Annotated in this window: 19 protein-coding genes; 7 read left to right on the top strand and 12 right to left on the bottom strand. The window is 25.0% G+C overall.

Translation table 11 applies throughout. The features are described from left to right. Positions 1-86: 86 nt before the first annotated feature. The 3 genes from hslV to ispE are packed head-to-tail and all read left to right on the top strand — an operon-like array spanning position 87 to position 1,956. Positions 87-620: an ATP-dependent protease subunit HslV gene (gene hslV, locus ACZ5CK_RS01805; RefSeq protein WP_464582202.1), complete on the top strand. Its 534-nt coding sequence runs from the start codon at positions 87-89 to the stop codon at positions 618-620. Continuing rightward, entirely contained in the window at positions 617-1,201 is a 585-nt protein-coding gene (locus tag ACZ5CK_RS01800; protein WP_464582201.1) for an NUDIX domain-containing protein, read from the top strand. The genes hslV and ACZ5CK_RS01800 overlap by 4 nt, the downstream gene beginning before the upstream one ends. Next, positions 1,201-1,956: a 4-(cytidine 5'-diphospho)-2-C-methyl-D-erythritol kinase gene (gene ispE, locus ACZ5CK_RS01795; RefSeq protein WP_464582200.1), complete on the top strand. Its 756-nt coding sequence runs from the start codon at positions 1,201-1,203 to the stop codon at positions 1,954-1,956. Before ACZ5CK_RS01800 ends, ispE begins: the two co-directional genes overlap by 1 nt. 15 nt (positions 1,957-1,971) lie before the next feature. On the opposite strand, the gene ACZ5CK_RS01790 is transcribed toward ispE, so the two are convergent. The 8 genes from ACZ5CK_RS01790 to ACZ5CK_RS01755 all read right to left on the bottom strand — a co-directional run bounded on the left by ACZ5CK_RS01790 (position 1,972) and on the right by ACZ5CK_RS01755 (position 6,564). Next, positions 1,972-2,223, bottom strand: coding sequence for a hypothetical protein (locus ACZ5CK_RS01790; protein ID WP_464582199.1), 252 nt, complete (start codon positions 2,221-2,223; stop codon positions 1,972-1,974). A gap of 638 nt (positions 2,224-2,861) precedes the next feature. Beyond that, a complete protein-coding gene (locus ACZ5CK_RS01785; protein WP_464582198.1) occupies positions 2,862-3,599 on the bottom strand; it encodes an ABC-2 family transporter protein in 738 nt (245 codons plus the stop codon). 2 nt (positions 3,600-3,601) lie between these two features. Further along, positions 3,602-4,342, bottom strand: a complete 741-nt coding sequence (locus ACZ5CK_RS01780; protein ID WP_464582197.1) for an ABC-2 family transporter protein — start codon at positions 4,340-4,342, stop codon at positions 3,602-3,604. Further along, positions 4,342-5,166 (bottom strand): ATP-binding cassette domain-containing protein, encoded by an 825-nt coding sequence (locus ACZ5CK_RS01775; RefSeq protein ID WP_464582196.1) that lies wholly within the window; start codon positions 5,164-5,166, stop codon positions 4,342-4,344. Before ACZ5CK_RS01775 ends, ACZ5CK_RS01780 begins: the two co-directional genes overlap by 1 nt. Beyond that, complete coding sequence (locus ACZ5CK_RS01770) at positions 5,159-5,398, bottom strand: hypothetical protein (RefSeq protein WP_464582195.1); 240 nt, start codon at positions 5,396-5,398, stop codon at positions 5,159-5,161. The genes ACZ5CK_RS01775 and ACZ5CK_RS01770 overlap by 8 nt, the downstream gene beginning before the upstream one ends. A gap of 21 nt (positions 5,399-5,419) precedes the next feature. Continuing rightward, positions 5,420-5,809 carry an SPASM domain-containing protein gene (locus tag ACZ5CK_RS01765; protein ID WP_464582194.1) on the bottom strand — a complete coding sequence of 130 codons (390 nt, stop codon included), beginning with the start codon at positions 5,807-5,809 and terminating at the stop codon, positions 5,420-5,422. Between the two features lie 137 nt (positions 5,810-5,946). Beyond that, positions 5,947-6,372 carry a radical SAM protein gene (locus ACZ5CK_RS01760; RefSeq protein ID WP_464582193.1) on the bottom strand — a complete coding sequence of 142 codons (426 nt, stop codon included), beginning with the start codon at positions 6,370-6,372 and terminating at the stop codon, positions 5,947-5,949. 45 nt (positions 6,373-6,417) lie between these two features. Continuing rightward, on the bottom strand, positions 6,418-6,564 hold the full coding sequence (locus tag ACZ5CK_RS01755) for a hypothetical protein (RefSeq protein WP_464582191.1): 147 nt from the start codon (positions 6,562-6,564) through the stop codon (positions 6,418-6,420). Between the two features lie 47 nt (positions 6,565-6,611). Between ACZ5CK_RS01755 and ACZ5CK_RS01750 the strand changes: the two genes are divergently transcribed. Then, positions 6,612-7,412, top strand: a complete 801-nt coding sequence (locus ACZ5CK_RS01750) for an IS1634 family transposase (RefSeq protein WP_464582190.1) — start codon at positions 6,612-6,614, stop codon at positions 7,410-7,412. A 103-nt stretch (positions 7,413-7,515) separates the two neighbouring features. After that, positions 7,516-7,701 (top strand): hypothetical protein, encoded by a 186-nt coding sequence (locus tag ACZ5CK_RS01745; RefSeq protein ID WP_464582189.1) that lies wholly within the window; start codon positions 7,516-7,518, stop codon positions 7,699-7,701. A 16-nt stretch (positions 7,702-7,717) separates the two neighbouring features. On the opposite strand, the gene purB is transcribed toward ACZ5CK_RS01745, so the two are convergent. The 3 genes from purB to ACZ5CK_RS01730 are packed head-to-tail and all read right to left on the bottom strand — an operon-like array spanning position 7,718 to position 11,354. Then, positions 7,718-9,013, bottom strand: coding sequence for an adenylosuccinate lyase (gene purB, locus ACZ5CK_RS01740; protein WP_464582188.1), 1,296 nt, complete (start codon positions 9,011-9,013; stop codon positions 7,718-7,720). Beyond that, positions 9,010-9,669, bottom strand: a complete 660-nt coding sequence (locus tag ACZ5CK_RS01735; RefSeq protein ID WP_464582187.1) for an MBL fold metallo-hydrolase — start codon at positions 9,667-9,669, stop codon at positions 9,010-9,012. Before ACZ5CK_RS01735 ends, purB begins: the two co-directional genes overlap by 4 nt. An 11-nt stretch (positions 9,670-9,680) precedes the next feature. Beyond that, the gene (locus ACZ5CK_RS01730; RefSeq protein ID WP_464582186.1) at positions 9,681-11,354 is read right to left on the bottom strand and encodes a GGDEF domain-containing protein; all 1,674 of its coding nucleotides are present in this window, start codon (positions 11,352-11,354) and stop codon (positions 9,681-9,683) included. Positions 11,355-11,570: 216 nt separating this feature from the next. Here ACZ5CK_RS01730 and ACZ5CK_RS01725 point away from each other — a divergent pair, with 216 nt between their 5' ends. After that, entirely contained in the window at positions 11,571-12,854 is a 1,284-nt protein-coding gene (locus tag ACZ5CK_RS01725) for a trigger factor (protein WP_464582185.1), read from the top strand. A 71-nt stretch (positions 12,855-12,925) separates the two neighbouring features. Beyond that, positions 12,926-15,079: a Tex family protein gene (locus ACZ5CK_RS01720; RefSeq protein ID WP_464582184.1), complete on the top strand. Its 2,154-nt coding sequence runs from the start codon at positions 12,926-12,928 to the stop codon at positions 15,077-15,079. Positions 15,080-15,113: 34 nt separating this feature from the next. Here ACZ5CK_RS01720 and ACZ5CK_RS01715 read toward each other — a convergent pair whose 3' ends face one another. Beyond that, positions 15,114-16,505: a GGDEF domain-containing protein gene (locus ACZ5CK_RS01715; RefSeq protein ID WP_464582183.1), complete on the bottom strand. Its 1,392-nt coding sequence runs from the start codon at positions 16,503-16,505 to the stop codon at positions 15,114-15,116. Positions 16,506-16,539: the final 34 nt, after the last annotated feature.

The following is a 16,539-nucleotide window of genomic DNA, read 5'->3' as shown; positions in this document are numbered from 1 at the left end:
TAAAATTATAGTTTATTTACTTTACAATAGAATTAAAACATACCATACTTAAAAATTGCTTAAAATTAAAATGAGAGGTGTTTAATATGGAATTTAGAGGAACAACAATCGTAGGTGTAAAAAAAGATGGAAAAACTGTAATTGCAGGTGATGGACAAATAACACTTGGAAATACTATTTTTAAAGGAACAGCAAGAAAAGTAAGAAGATTAGGTGAAGGTAAGGTTATAGCTGGTTTCGCTGGTTCAGTTGCTGACGCATTAGCCTTATTTGAAAGATTTGAAACAAAATATAGAGCTAACGCTGGTAATTTATTGAAAGCTGCTGTTGAGCTTTCCAAAGACTGGAGAACAGATAAAGTATTAAGAAAATTAGAAGCTATGTTATTAGTTGGGGATAAAGACTATCTATTATTAATATCCGGAAACGGTGAAGTTATTGAACCAGAAGAAAATGTTATGGCTATTGGTTCAGGAGGACCTTATGCATTAGCTGCTGCAAAGGCATTATTGCAAAATACAGATTTAGATGCTAAAGAAATTGCTGAAAAAGCTTTAAAAATCGCTGGAGATATATGTATATACACAAACCAGAATATAACTGTGGAGGTTATTGAATGAAAGAAAAAGTTTGGGTAATTGATAATGAAATTCTAAACGGCATCAATTTCTTTAATGGTTTTACAATAGTAGAACAAAATATTCTTGAAAAAATATTCAAAAATGCTTACTTTATCGATAGAGATTTAGCAGAAACAGATGAATCCAAAAAACAAATAATACCATATGTTGTTATAAAAGATGAAAAGAATAAAATTTTAGTTGTTCAAAGAACCAAAAATCAAACAGAGAAAAGACTACATAATTTATATAGTGTAGGAATTGGTGGTCATGTTAATCCTATTGACGAAAACGAAAATCCCGAATTAACTTTTTACAATGGATTAAACAGAGAATTAAATGAAGAATTATTTATTGATAAATTAAAATCTTTAGAATATGTTGGCTTGATATTAGATGATTCAACAGAAGTTTCCAGAGTTCATCTAGGCGTTTTATTCATTGCTAATGTTACTAATGCTGATATTAGAGAAAAAGAAAATTTCAATGAATTATGGCTAAATGAAATGGAATTTAAAAATTTTAATGGAAATTTTGAAGGCTGGTCAAAAATTGCATTAAGAGCTCTTGAGGTGATTTAATGCTTTTAAAAGCATACGCAAAAGTCAATCTTTTTTTAGATGTTGTAAGCAGAAGAAACGACGGATATCATGATATTTTAACTTTATTTAATAGCGTTCCATTATATGATGAAATTGATGTTGAATTTTCTGAGAAAGAAATATTTACATCTAACCCTAAATTAGATTTCCCATGGGAAAATAATCTAATAAAAAAAGCAATAGATACTTTTAAAAAACTAACCAGTTATAATTTTAATTTAAAAATACATTTAAATAAAAAATTACCTCAAGGTGGCGGAATCGGTGGCGGAAGCGCTGATGCTGCTGCTATTTTAAAATTTTTAAAAGAACATTATAAAATAAGCAATTCTGATATTATAGAAATCGGATCAAAAGTCGGTGGTGATGTGCCTTTTTTAATATTTGGTGGTACCGCTATTGCTGAAGAAATTGGAGATAAATTAACATTTTTAGAATCTCTAAACCTGAATTTTGAATTTAATTTTCCAGGAATACATGTTTCAACTCCTGAAATGTACAATGAAATTGATAATAATTGGAATAATTTAAAAAGATATGGAGATCCAATGAAATTATACGAAGTTTATAAAGAAAGAAATATCAGAAAAATAAGAGAAAATTCTTTTAATATATTTGAACAGGTTGTTTTTCCTAAATATCCAAAATTAAAAAATATTAAAGAAGAAATGTCAAAAAACTCTATTGTTTCATTAATGAGCGGCTCTGGAAGTACTATATTTTCAGTAAAATAAGCTGCCTCTCGGCAGCTATTTTAATTCAAACCTTTTATAAATTTCATCGATATTTCTTAAATAATAGTCTGGTGTGAAAATTTCATCAAATTCTTCTTTTGAAAATAATTCTCTAATTCTTTCATTATCCCATAACAATTCTTTAAAGTCTTTTCTTGTTTCCCATGCTTCTAATGCATATTTTTGAACAAACTTATATCCTTCTTCTCTGCTCATCCCCTTATCTATTAACGATAATAACACTCTTTGAGAATAAACCAGATTCATGTACCAAAAGCAATTGCTATAAATATCAGAATTTTTCTAAAGATAATTTTAGAAAGTATCTTTTTAGAAATTCTTCTTTCTTTAAAGAAAACTATAAACCACGTGTTCGTATTGAATCTCTTTTTGCTAATATTGAATCCTATATTTCTCATACTAAATTACGTTATATTAATGCTGTTTCTCTTGATGCCAATCTTGTTAATCTTTTTTTCATTTCTTCTGCTTTCCTTGCTCATGATTTGGGTATGGACCATTTACTGGCTTCTATTAGCAAAACTAAATTTTATTATATTAGAGCTTAATTCTTTTATTATTTTTCATCTTTTTTAAATTCATTACTAAATTTAATACTTCTTATCGCTGAATTGATTTTTTATTCAGGCTATTTTTGAAGAGTCTAATTATACCAAATACCAAGTAACCTGGTCTTTAACAACAGTCTGGAATCTTCCCAAACTGGAAGATTATTCTACATTGTATTCTTTGATAGGTATGATTTTATCCAATTTTACAATTTCAATAACCTTTTTTATATTTGTAGGATTATGGTATTCTGGTGGTGGAATGGATAATTCTCAAGACTTAATAACTTAAAACAACCAAAAAAGGAATGGCCTCAGCCATTCCTTTTTTGGTTATCATCCCCCAACACTGATATACCTTTCCAGTGATTTTTTGAAAATTATATTTGCTAACAAAAATAATGAAACAGCAGATATAAAATATTTTATCATAAATACTCTTTTTAATAAGCATTCTACAGGAACATTTGCAAAAAGACTCACCGGGATTACTATAAAAACATATTTCCAGAAAGATGTATAAATATTTTTAGGTAAATATGCATATGAAAAAAGGGTATTAATAGTATCTTCAAGTAATTTTACATTTACAAAGATAAAATTCAACGAAGTAATTATTAATTGAAAAGAATATCTTATCAGAACCATGATAATGATGTTTAAAAAATATCTTATAAAATCCGATATATGCCAATTATAAACATTTAATATAATATATAAATTAGGTATTAGGGTAATTAAATATAAAGAGTCCATATTTATTATAGATAAAATCCATCCAATATTTCTAGGCATTAAAATATAATTATCTAATTTTCCTTCTATGATTAAATTACTTAAATTAAGAAGCGATGAGCCAAAAAAAGTATAATGTATTGTTTCTACAATAAAAGCAGTTCCGATTAATAATAACATTTTTTCATTTGATATATTAATATTGAAATTACTCTTTATTACTGAAAAGAACATTATTGTTATTAATAATTCATAAATTCCCCATAAAATCATTAATATCGTATCTTTTAAAAATTGCATTCTAATTTTTATGCCATTAATAAAACTTTGTACAAACATTATTAACCACCCGCTGTTTCATATTTTGAGATTGCATAATTATAAACCATATTTGAAATAATAAATATTATTAATATCCAGAATAATAATTTTAAAAAATTGCCAATATCTATTACACCATTTGCAAATGCTTCACCCGGAAAATTTACTATATAATTAAATGGTAAAAATTCCAAAACCAATTTAATTTTATCCGGGAAAAATTTAATAGGAATTATACCACCAGAAATTATTCTAAATAAACTATATGACCAGAACGAAAGAGAATCTCCTTTTTTTAACCAAAAAGCACTTAAACTAAACAAAATTGAAATCAAAGAAGATAGAATAAGTGAAAATGGAAAAATTACTAATAAAACCACTAAATTTTTAAGAGGTATATTGAAAATAATCGAAAATACAAAAATAAAAGGTAAGGTTAAAAATATGTTGTATAAGGGGTATACAATTTCCACAATGGAAAAATAGAGAATTTTATTTATAGGCATTAGAATTAAATTATCAAATTCACCATTTCTAACTAAATTAAAAAAACCGGGCTTTATTACTGGAATTATATGAGATAAGAAAAATGAAAGAGAAAAATAATATCTGATTATCTTATCCTTCTCACCTATTCCTGATTGCAAAAAAAGATATAAAAAGAAAAAGTTTATAATATTCTGAAAGATGTACAAATACCAATTAAGTTTGTATGCTTTTAATTTTTTTAGCAGTAATTTACTGTATTCTAAATATTCCATTATACTAACTCCCTTAAGATATCTTCAATTGTAATATCATTTATTTGAATTGATTTTATATTTTTTAAAGAAATATCTGGAACTTTAAATTTATTTATTATCTCAGATTTTGTTATTCCATTAGAAAATACATAATCAACTTTTTTAAGTTCTTTAAAGTGTTCTATTTCACTTTCTTTGACCCTTCTCAAAATTTTACCTTTATCAAATATTATTAATTCATCTACAATCTCAGATAATATATTTATTTCATGAGTTACTATAAAAATAGTTTTTCTCTCTTTCTTCTGCATTTTTAAAAATTCTATTAATTTATTTTTTGAATCAACATCTATTCCGATAAAAGGTTCATCTAAAATAATTAATTTTGGAGAATGTATTAATTTAGCTAAAACCTCGCATTTTACCCGTTCACCAAAAGATAATAACCTAACAGGTTGATGAATTTTATCTTTAATATCCAATATTTTTCCAAAATATTCGATTTTATCCATAAAATCCTTTTTATTTATTTTATAAACCTTCGCTAAAAATTTATAGAAATCAATAGCGGATAAAGAATAATCCAGGATTCCTTTTTGAGGATTAACAAAAGAGATTTGCCTTAAGAATTCTTTGTTTTTTTTATGAGGAATATAGTTAAACACTTTTACTTTTCCATCTGTTGGTTTTATAATTCCAGCCATTACTTTTAAAAAAGAGCTTTTACCAGAACCATTTTTCCCAACAATACCAATTGTTTTGTTATCAGATATAGATAGATTAATCTCTGACAATATGTTTTTATCTTTTATCCTCAAATTAACCTCAGAAAACTCAATCAAAATTCATCACTCCTATAGATTTAAACTTTTCCATTAATGTTTTACACTGTGTCTTAAACATATTGTAATCATTGATAAAATCATTAAACATTAAAAATAAATCATCTATATTATATCCTTCTAAGAGAAGTTTTCCTATATCGGCCCAATCATTCTTTAATATTAAAATATTATTATTAAAATCAATAAACAAATAACTTTCTCCTTTATTGTTATTGTAATACTTTATCATAATCTCACTCCACGTTATAAGTTATTTTTCCTTACAAAAATTAAAAACATTTTTTATATATTCTGGTATTTTTGAAAAATCCTTATTTTCAGAATAATTGATTGCAGGACAAAATAATATATTTTTTTCAACATTTTTTTGAGAATCATAAATTTTTCTTTTTATAAATGTTGAATATGGAGATTTTAATATTTTTTCAAGACTATTATTAAATATATTACCAATTTTTATTGGTAGAGCTATACATGGATATATATCTCCATTTGAATCTATAAAGACTGTTTTCCTTAGAGCAGAACATTCAGGAAGCATCTTTGATATATTTAAAATTTTTAAATTTTTTAATATTTCTTGAGATGATATTCTATAATCACTATTTGACATCTTTTTATTATAAATATTATCTATCATAAAAGGTGAAAATATTATAGTAGCTCATAATCCCTCAAAAATTTCTTTTGCTTTCTCAATTTCAAAGTAGTTTAATTTGTTTACAATAAAAGATATAGTAACTGGAATGTCATTTTTAATAAGCATTTTTATATTATTCACAACTCTCCTAAAATGTTTTTTCCTGTAACTTTAAAATATGTTTCTGAGGTAGCTGCGTTAACACTTATTTTAATACTTTTTAAATTAACTTTTTTTAATTTTTCAATAATTTTTTGATTTACCAGAGTACCATTGGAAGTTATTTCTAACTGAAAATCATTTCCAATAAGTTCAATAATATCTGAAATGTTTGGATTTAAAAATGGTTCACCACCTGTTAGCTCAATAAGTTTAATTGTATTTAATTCTTTTATTTTCTCCAGAATAATTTTAAATTTATGAAAATCAAGATATGATGAAATAAAATTATTTTTTTGGAAGCAAAAAATACAATTTAAATTACATTTATAAGTTAATCCTAATTGAATATTAGAAATTGTTTCATAATTTTTTAAAAGCCATAATTCAAGTTCTTCATACATTAAAATATCCCCCTTTTTAAAAAAGTTTCCTAAAAGGGAACTTTTTTAACAACTACTAGTATATCTTAAACAGCCACCATTAGGTTGTTTTCCTGGTGTTAACAAATCTTCTTTTACTTCTTTTTTAATTGTTAAATCTTCTTCTGTGTTAGTTACCTTTAATTCAAAAATAACTAAATCATCCAAATTCATAAAATCCCCTCCTATTTAAAATATAAAAATAATATAATTTCATAATAATGATATCAAAAAAAAAAAGTCAACACTTTAGCAAAAAATATGTACAGAATTTTCCATTTTATAGAAAACTTTTAATTTTTATTCTTATTTTAAGTTTATTTAAAGGAAAATTCATAGAAATAGCAAAAGGAATAGAATACAGAGAAGTAGAATATGAAAATAAAAGATTACTCATAATACATTCAGAAGAAAGAGCCAAAAAAGACAGAGCAGATAGACTTAGATTAATTGAAAAAGCAAAGAAAATGCTTGAAAATAATAATGTAGATTCAATGAATAAAAGAGGAGCTAAAAAATATTTAAAAGAAGAAAATAAACAAAATTATATATTAGATAATGAAAAAATAAAAAATGATGAAAAATATGATGGATATTATGGAATAATGACAAATACCAAATTAAATCCAAAACAAATATTAGAGCAGTATCATACATTATGGAAAGTAGAAGAAACATTTAGAACATTAAAAAATTATCTGGAAACAAGACCTATATTTCATTGGACTCCTAAAAGAATAAAAGGTCATATAGTAATGAGTTTCATATCATACATAATGCAAAGAACATTAGAATTAGAACTAGAAAAAAATAATATTGATTATTCACATGAAAAAATTAGAGAGGCTATTAAAAATATGGAATATTCAGAAGTAAGATTAAAAGACAAATTATTCGCATTAAGAGCCAATTTAAATGAATTTCAAAAATCAATATTAAAAATATTAGAAATAGAAAAACCTAAAAAAATGATGGATTTAGATGAATTTAAAGAAAAATACTTCCAAAACACGCATGAATAGCTAAAAAGATGGAGGCGTGTGGCTAATTTCTCTTTTTACAAAAAGTTAACAATCGCTATTTTTCTTATTATTTCTCTTTTTGAGAGGTCGAATTATAAAAGCTGTGTCAAACTCAGGAGCTTATAAAGAAAGAAATATCAGAAAAATAAGAGAAAATTCTTTTAATATATTTGAACAGGTTGTTTTCCCTAAATATCCAAAATTAAAAAATATTAAAGAAGAAATGTCAAAAAACTCTATTGTTTCATTAATGAGCGGCTCCGGAAGTACTATATTTTCAGTAAAATAAGCTGCCAATGAGCAGCTTATTTTAAATTAAATCTTTCATATATTGCATCTATATTCCTTAAATAATAGTCCGGTGTAAATATCTCGTCAAATTCTTCTTTGCTAAATAAATTTCTAATTCTTTCATTATTCCACAATAATTCTTTAAAGTCTTTTCTTATTTCCCATGCCTCTAATGCATATTTTTGAACAAATTTATAACCTTCTTCTCTACTCATACCCTTATCTATTAATGATAACAAAACCCTTTGGGAATATACTAAATTATAGGATTTTTCAAATGTTTCTTTCATTCGATCTTCATTTACAATAAGATTTTCTATTAAATACTGAGTTTTTTTCACCATGTAATAGGCTATTAAAGTTGCATCAGGTAAAAATACTCTTTCAACAGAAGAATGCGAAATATCTCTTTCATGCCAAAGAGATATATTTTCATATCCTGCAATTGTATAACTTCTAAGCATTCTTGCCATACCAGTAAGTCTTTCACATAATATTGGATTTTTCTTATGAGGCATTGCCGAAGAACCTCTTTGCCCCTTTTTAAATGGTTCTTGTGCTTCTAAAACCTCCGTTTTTTGCAAATGCCTGATTTCAACTGCTATTCTTTCTATACCTGATCCAATTAATGCTAATACAGATAGAAATTCCGCATGTCTATCTCGAGGAACTACTTGAGTTGCAACAGTTTCAGGTTTTAATCCTAACTTTGTTAAAGCTATACTTTCTATTTCAGGATTAATATTCGCATAATTTCCTACAGCTCCACTTAACTTTCCATATGAAATATTTTCAATAGCCATTTCAAATCTCTTTATATTTCTTTCTAATTCAGCAAGATATGACAACATTTTTAATCCAAAAGAAGTTGGTTCAGCATGTACCCCATGTGATCTTCCAACTGTATATAAATATTTGTATTTTACAGCCTTTTCTTTTAATGTTTCTGCCAGATGTTTTAATTCTTCTAATATTAATTCTCCAGCTCTTTTAAGACCCAAGGACCATGCGGTATCTACAATATCAGAGGAGGTTAAACCTTTATGGAAGTATCTAGCCTCATCTCCCATTTCATCTGTTATAGACTTTATAAATGCTATTACATCATGATCTACAACACTTTCAATTTCGAGAATCTTTTCTACATCTATTTTTGCTTGACTTCTAATTTTTTCAGCAATACCTTTTGGCGCTATCCCTTTCTCCTCAAAAGCTTCAACCACAGATAATTCTATTTCCAACCAACGTTTATACTTTTCTTCTTCTGTCCATAATTCTTTCATTGGCGATAAAGAATATCTTTCTATCATTTTTTACCTCCATATTTTAAAAATACATTATTATCTTTTAAATCTTTTACTGTACAAATATTCATATGACCCGGCATTATTAAAACAGAATCTTTTTTTGTTTTTAAATAATCTCTAAATTTTTCTAATGAATGAAACATAGTTTCTTCATCGCCATAGGGCAGATCCGTTCTTCCTATAGAATCTAAAAAAATAAAATCTCCTGTAAATATAAAATCTCCAAAATCATATATCATAGAACCCGGAGTATGTCCTGGATAATATGAAGCTAAAAATTTAAATTCTCCAAAATCATAATATCCTTCATATAATTCTTTATATGGAATTTTTAGCTTAAAATCTTCAGAAAACATATAACTTAAATTTGCTGAAGGATCTATCAAACCATTTTCATCTTTTTCTGGTATCATTATCTCAAAATCACTATACTCTTTCAATCCAACTATATGATCATAATGAGTATGAGTGATCAATATACCTTTTTTATGGTATTTACCTAAATCTATGGAATTAAAAAGTAGATCATTTCCCTTTCCAGGATCAACAACAATAATTGTATTATTTTTCATTACTACATATGTATTTACTCCATATGGCGGTAATATAAATAAATAAACTTCTGTATCATTATTTCTATAAAACGGAAATATATCCATTTTTTTACCCCTTAACTTTTATTATTTAACCTTCTTAAAAGTTCTCTTTTTTTCTCTTTCATTTCTTCCATTTTCTTTTTGGCTTCTATATAAATAGATTCAACATCTTGTCCATTATATTCTAAAATTCCATAACTAATAGATATTTTATAATGTTTTTCTGTAGTTATATTGAATTTTTTTACAAAATCAACTAATCTTTTTAATACTTTCTGAGAAATTTCTAAATTAACATATCTTAATAAAATCAAAAATTCATCATCGTTAACTCTAAAAGCAAAATCCCTATCCCTTATTGTTTTTTTAATTATATCAACTAAATCTAAAACCATATCATCTGCATCTTTTTTACTATATCTTTCTAAGACAGCATTATAATTATCTAAATTTATATATATTACACAAAAACTCTCTTTATTGCTAATGATTTTTTTAAATATATTGATCGATCCTTTTTTATTAAATAATTTAGTTAAATCATCTTTTAAAGCCATATCATACAACATATCTTTTTCTTTTTCTATCATTTCAAATTTTTCTTTTAAACTTATCAATTCCTTTTCGTCTTCAGAAATTTTCTTTACTAAATTTGTTACTAAGTGAGAATAGTATTTAATTAAAGTGTCTATTTCTAATATATTTGTTTCTGTTTTTTCATCAACCTTTCCACTTTCAATATCTTTTATTAATTTTATTAGTGGTCTTTCAACCCTAAAAGCTGAACGATTTATATAAATTGTAAATACAAAAACAAAAATTCCAATAAGTATTATAGAAATAAAAATCATATAATTTTTTGTTCTTACCATTTCCGAAAAATCAATATATACCTTTGTTAATACAGCGAAAGAAAACGGTGAATCAATTGGCTTAGTCGGTCTCCATTTAAAATAAATATATACTTTCTCTCCATTAGACTTTTCTTTTACAATATAATTATTAATTTCACCTAAAGAATAATCCAATTCATTAAATATTTTTTTATCTTCCTCATCTAATAATGGAAAATCCTTAGAAAAAGGAATAAAAGAAACATTATAACTATATATGCCTTTTACAAAATTAAAATTAACTGAAGATATATCTTTAAAGAAATTCGGTATTACTTTTTCATTCAGTGCAACACCAGCTTCAAAAATTTTATCATCATTCATTCTTATATAACCATATATCATGGGGTTATTAGTTTTTATTTCATATGAGATTCTCTCTATATATTTGCCATTATTCTTATCTATTTTTTTATTTAATAGTTTCCAATAATTAGGAACTCTTTGAGCTAAATTTAATCCTAAATCATTTTCGTTATTTGTTTTTTCAATGATACCTTTCTTATTAATTACATAATAATAAACATTTTTAATTAAATTTTCATTTTTTAAATATTTTATTTCTGGAATTTCAAAAAAACCTTTTATATTACCAGCTTTATATTCTTCATACATTTCGTCAATTATAGATGATAATACCTTTTCATAGTTTGAACTATGATATGATAAATATTCTAAATTATCATTAAAATATTTTGAAACAGATAAAATAGAATTTGAAATTGTTGAACTATATAAATTTTTAAATAAGATATTTACTGAAGAGACTAATACAACAATCATAATAATAGATAAAAAAAGCATAGTGAAAAATGCATTATTAAACAAAACATCTTTTAATCTTTTCTTATTCAAATTATTCACCTCCATCCCATATTATATTATACACCAATTTTTTATATTATTTCATTTTAATTAATTTTTTAACTCAAATGTAATAATAATAAAACTGTTCAAATTTTATTACTTCTCCGAAATCCTATTTTGACCTAATTTTAACAGTATTAAAGTAAATTCACTGTATAATATACTTTGAAAAACTATATATTTTAGAAAAAAGGAGTGTTGAAATTGCAAAAAGAAGTCATTTCACAAGAAAAAAATGTCAAAAGGATATTGGTAAAATTTGACAAAAAAGATATAGAGAGTGCAGAAAATCAAATAGTTAGAGAATTAAACCAAAGATACACTTTTCATGGATTTAGAAAAGGGAAAGTACCTAAAAACGTTATGAAAATCAAATTCGGAGAAGATTTTGTTGAGATGGTTAGAGAAATATTAGTGGAAAAGGTAGAAGATGAATTCAAAGATGAAAAAGTTTTATTTGGTCCTTACATTGAATCATTTGCATTAGATGGTGATTCTGCTGAAGTTGAAGTTCTTATCCACGAACATCCAGAAGTTATATCAACTAAATTTGAAGAAATGAAAGTAGAAGTACCTACAGAAAAAGAAGTTGTAGAAAAATTTGTTGAAGACAGAATAAAAGAATTATTAGAAGAAAATCCTATTTTAGAAGAAAAAGAAGAACCAGCTGAAATTGGTGATTTAGTTAAAGTAAAATATAATGTATTAAATGAAGAAGGAAAAGAATTATTCAAAGATAAAGAAAGCGAATATGTATTATACGAGGAAGATAAAAGACCTATGGTTACAGATTTAATTGGTAAAAAGAAAGGCGATTATGTTGAAATAAACAGAGAATTTGAAGATAAAAAATATTTATATCAAATAAATGTCGAAGGTGTTTATAAGAGAATAGTACCAGAATTAACAGATGAAATTGCTAAAACATTAGATGCTGAAGTTAATTCCGTCCTTGAATTAAAAGAAAAATTGTCAAAAGAAGGTGTTGAATCCTTCAAAGTATGGAAAGACGATTATGTCAAGAATTATGTACTTTCAAAATTAAGCGATTATGTGGAAGTTGATGTATCTGAAGAAACAATTGATGATTTTGTTGAAAAAACTATTGAGAGAGTTAAACAAAATGGAAAATATGATGAAGAAGTTGAAAAACACGATGGAGAAGAAAATTATCTCAACGAATTGAAGGAACAAGCAATACGCTCTATTAAAGAAATGACTGTAATTAATAAAATCGCTGAAGAAAATAATATAAAAGTTGAAGAAAAAGAATTAAGTGAAGCTATTCATTCATTTGCACATATGTGGAGAATTCCTCATGACAAAGCAAGAGAAATTGTTTATTCAAATGCAGAAATATTAGGTAATTTAATGTGGGATATATTAAGTAAAAAAGTCGCTGAACATATATCAAAGAGTGTTGAAATAGTTGAAGTTGAAAATTTTGAAGAAAAACAAAAAGAGGAAGAAAATAAAGAAGAAAATTAATAAAACAGGGATCTAATCCCTGTTTTATTAATTAATATAGTATCGGAAAAGATTTATTTAGGGGTGGTTTTATGAATATTTTAGAAGTTATTTCAAAAGAATTAAAAGTTAAAGATTGGCAAGTCAAAAATACTGTTGAATTACTTAATAATGGTAATACTATACCATTTATTAGTAGATATAGAAAAGAAGCTACTGGAAACTTAAAAGAAGAAGAAGTTAGAAAAATTTCGGAATTACTTCAATATTATACAGAATTAGAAAAAAGAAAAGAAAGTGTTATAAAATCCATAGAAGAGCAGGGAAAATTAACAGAAGATTTGAAAAATAAAATATTAAATTCCATGAAATTAAGTGAAGTTGAAGATTTATATTTACCGTATAAAAAGAGAAAGAAGACAAAAGCTGACATTGCAATAGAAAATGGCTTGGAACCTTTAGCTCAAAAACTATTATTACAAGAAGTAAGAGACATAGAATCTGAAGCAAAAAAATTTATTAATGAAAATGTAAAAACCGTTGAAGATGTATTAGAAGGTGTAAAATATATATTAGGGCAATACTTTGCGCATAATGAAAAAATAAGACAAACTTTGAGAAATGATTTAATGAATTTCGGAAAAATCGAAAGTGTTAAAAAAAAGAAATACGTTGAAGAAAAAACTAAATATGATATGTATCACCAATTTTCACAATATATATCAAAAATACCAAATTACAGAATTTTATCTATTAATCGAGGAGAAAAAGATGGTGTATTATCTGTAAAATTAACTATTGATGATAAATATGTTGAAAAATTATATAAATTTTATTTAACTAAATTTGAAGGAAATAATAAGATTATAAGAGAAGGACTTACTTATGGTTTTAAAAATATGTTATTCCCTTCTATTTCTAATGAAGTAAGAAATATATTAACCCAAAAAGCTGAAGAAAAATCAATTGAATTATTTTCAAAAAATTTAAAAGAATTATTATTAACTCCTCCATTAAAAAACAAAAGAGTTTTAGCTATAGATCCCGGATATAGAACTGGATGTAAGGTTGTGGCATTAGATGAATCTGGGAAATTTTTGGAAAATAATGTTATATATCCAGTTCCTCCTCAAAATGATTTTGAAAATGCTGAAAAAATTGTTTTAAATTTAATAAAAAAGTATAATTTGAATTTAATAGTTATTGGTAATGGAACAGCTTCAAGAGAAACTCAAAAATTCATTGTTGATACTGTTAAAAAACATAATTTGAATTTAAAATACATTTTTGCTGACGAATCTGGCGCTTCTGTTTATTCAGCATCTAAATTAGCAGTCAAAGAATTTCCTAACTTAGATGTAACCGTTAGAGGAGCCATTAGCATTGGAAGAAGAATACAAGATCCTTTAGCTGAATTTGTTAAAATTGATCCCAAATCATTAGGTGTTGGTCAATATCAACATGACATGAATCAAAAATTGTTAAAAGAAAAATTAGAAAATACTGTAGAACATGTTGTTAATCTTGTAGGTGTAAATTTAAATACCGCTTCGGCTGCATTGTTACAATATATTTCTGGCATTACTCCAAAACTTGCAGAAAACATTGTAAAATATCGCGAAGAAAATGGTCCATTTAAATCAAGAAATGAATTATTAAATGTTAAGGGATTTGGTCCAAAAGCTTTTGAACAGGCTGCAGGTTTTTTAAGAATATTTTATGGAGAAAATCCTTTAGAAATCACTGGTATTCACCCGGAAAGTTACGAAAAAGCAGAAGAATTATTAAAATTTTTCGGATTCAAAAAAGAAGATATTTTAGATAATGAAAAATTGAATTTAATCAGAAAAGAACTGGAGAAATATACAACCAATGATAAAATTAAAGAATTATCTGAAAAATTAGATATTGGAGAGTATACATTAAAAGACATTATTTCAGAATTAAAAAAACCTGGAAGAGACTTAAGAGATGATTTACCTCAACCATTATTATATGAAGATGTTTTAACCTTAGATGATTTAAAAATCGGTATGATTTTACAAGGAAGAGTAACCAACATCACTGACTTTGGAGCCTTTGTGGATCTTGGTATCAAAGAAAATGGTTTAATTCATAAATCGAACGTTTCAGATAAATTCATTAGACATCCTTCTGAGGTTTTAAGTATAAATCAAATTGTTACCGTGGAAATTCTAGATATAGATAAAGATCTTAAAAGAATTAATTTAAAGTTAAGATCATAATATTAAAAAAACCCGAGATCAAAATCTCGGGTTTTTATTTTGTTTTCTTCATTTCATACATTTTTTTATCAACTATCCTTATATTTTCCTCCAAAGAACATAATGGATTTATATTTTGAATGCCATATGATATTTTTATAGGAATTTCTTGCATAAGTAATTTTTTTTCTATTCTTTTCATTACATTAATAGCATCATCCTCATTTGAATTAGAAAAAACAATTATAAACTCATCGCCGCCATATCTTGCAAAAATATCTGACTCTCTAATATTATTTATAACAACTTCAGCAAAAATTGATAAGACCATGTCGCCAAAGTCATGACCATATTTATCATTAATTTTTTTGAAATCATTTATATCTATAAAAGAAATAACAAATTTTTCTCCATATCTTTTTACATTTTGATAAGCATTTTTTAGATACTCTTCAAGATAAACTCTACTATACGCTCTGGTTAAATAATCCCTAATGGATATTTCGTAATATTTAATTTTTTCCTCATATAATTTTTTATATAATTTTTGAAATTTCATTGCTGTTTGTATAGCATAGGTTACTTCATCAAGTAATTTAAAATCATTAAAATTAAAACTATTTACTTTGGGCCTTTCATATAAAATGACTCCGTAGCTCTCCTTTTTTTCGTTAATTAATGGAACTCCATAAACACTATATATTTTCGGAATTCTTACATGTTTTATTTTATACCCCTTTGGCAATTCATAATCTAAAGAATTTGGTATATAAATCTTTTTTTTATTATCTATTATATATGCACTTAATGTTTTATCTTTTCTACTCAAAAAACTACCAGTTAATTTTTTACCATCAATTATCCCAAAATTTATATTTATTTTGTTATTATCTTTTTCATCAACTGTTGCAATTAACATTTCGTCTATAATTTCATATTTTTTTAATAATTCATATATTTCTTTATATAGTCCTTTTTTATTAAAATTGGACTCTGTTAAATTATTATAAACTAATTCATTTATTTTCCTCGAAATCTCTAGATATTTATAATCAAACAATTTTATATCATTAGTCACATCAAAAACAGATATAATATAATATTTCTGTTTATCAATAATTACACCGTCAAAATGAAATTCCAAAAAATGACCTTTAAACTCCGTTACATAAAAACTATTCATTTCAACATTTGAATTTCTAAATAATGATATATTTTCAATTAGTGATTTAAATTGTTGCAAATCTTTGTTTTTTTTAACATATTCTTTGTAATAAAAAAATATATTAGCAGGATTTGTTTTTTCAAAATCCTCACGGAAAAGTTTGGCGAATTCTTTCATTCTATTATTTATATATTTTATTTTTTTATTACTAATAATCAAAAGCCCTATATTTTCTTTATCAAAATACTTTTCAAATATTAAAGTTTTTACCATTTCTTTCATATTAATCCCCCTGATTAATATCCCTGAAAAATGT

The sequence above is a fragment of the Marinitoga okinawensis genome, from assembly GCF_055387075.1.
The sequence above is the reverse complement of the archived record's forward strand: the minus strand, read 5'-3'. Positions and strand labels throughout refer to the sequence as shown.

Bases quoted from the DNA above. Each gene is read 5' to 3' on its own strand.
- ispE (WP_464582200.1), top strand. From the start codon at position 1,201: ATGCTTTTAAAAGCATACGCAAAAGTCAATCTTTTTTTAGATGTTGTA.
- ACZ5CK_RS01720 (WP_464582184.1), top strand. From the start codon at position 12,926: ATGAATATTTTAGAAGTTATTTCAAAAGAATTAAAAGTTAAAGATTGG.
- ACZ5CK_RS01770 (WP_464582195.1), bottom strand. From the start codon at position 5,398: ATGATAAAGTATTACAATAACAATAAAGGAGAAAGTTATTTGTTTATT.
- hslV (WP_464582202.1), top strand. From the start codon at position 87: ATGGAATTTAGAGGAACAACAATCGTAGGTGTAAAAAAAGATGGAAAA.
- ACZ5CK_RS01785 (WP_464582198.1), bottom strand. From the start codon at position 3,599: ATGTTTGTACAAAGTTTTATTAATGGCATAAAAATTAGAATGCAATTT.
- ACZ5CK_RS01750 (WP_464582190.1), top strand. From the start codon at position 6,612: ATGATATCAAAAAAAAAAAGTCAACACTTTAGCAAAAAATATGTACAG.
- ACZ5CK_RS01760 (WP_464582193.1), bottom strand. From the start codon at position 6,372: ATGTATGAAGAACTTGAATTATGGCTTTTAAAAAATTATGAAACAATT.
- purB (WP_464582188.1), bottom strand. From the start codon at position 9,013: ATGATAGAAAGATATTCTTTATCGCCAATGAAAGAATTATGGACAGAA.
- ACZ5CK_RS01735 (WP_464582187.1), bottom strand. From the start codon at position 9,669: ATGGATATATTTCCGTTTTATAGAAATAATGATACAGAAGTTTATTTA.
- ACZ5CK_RS01780 (WP_464582197.1), bottom strand. From the start codon at position 4,342: ATGGAATATTTAGAATACAGTAAATTACTGCTAAAAAAATTAAAAGCA.
- ACZ5CK_RS01800 (WP_464582201.1), top strand. From the start codon at position 617: ATGAAAGAAAAAGTTTGGGTAATTGATAATGAAATTCTAAACGGCATC.
- ACZ5CK_RS01755 (WP_464582191.1), bottom strand. From the start codon at position 6,564: ATGAATTTGGATGATTTAGTTATTTTTGAATTAAAGGTAACTAACACA.
- ACZ5CK_RS01715 (WP_464582183.1), bottom strand. From the start codon at position 16,505: ATGAAAGAAATGGTAAAAACTTTAATATTTGAAAAGTATTTTGATAAA.
- ACZ5CK_RS01790 (WP_464582199.1), bottom strand. From the start codon at position 2,223: ATGAATCTGGTTTATTCTCAAAGAGTGTTATTATCGTTAATAGATAAG.
- ACZ5CK_RS01765 (WP_464582194.1), bottom strand. From the start codon at position 5,809: ATGATAGATAATATTTATAATAAAAAGATGTCAAATAGTGATTATAGA.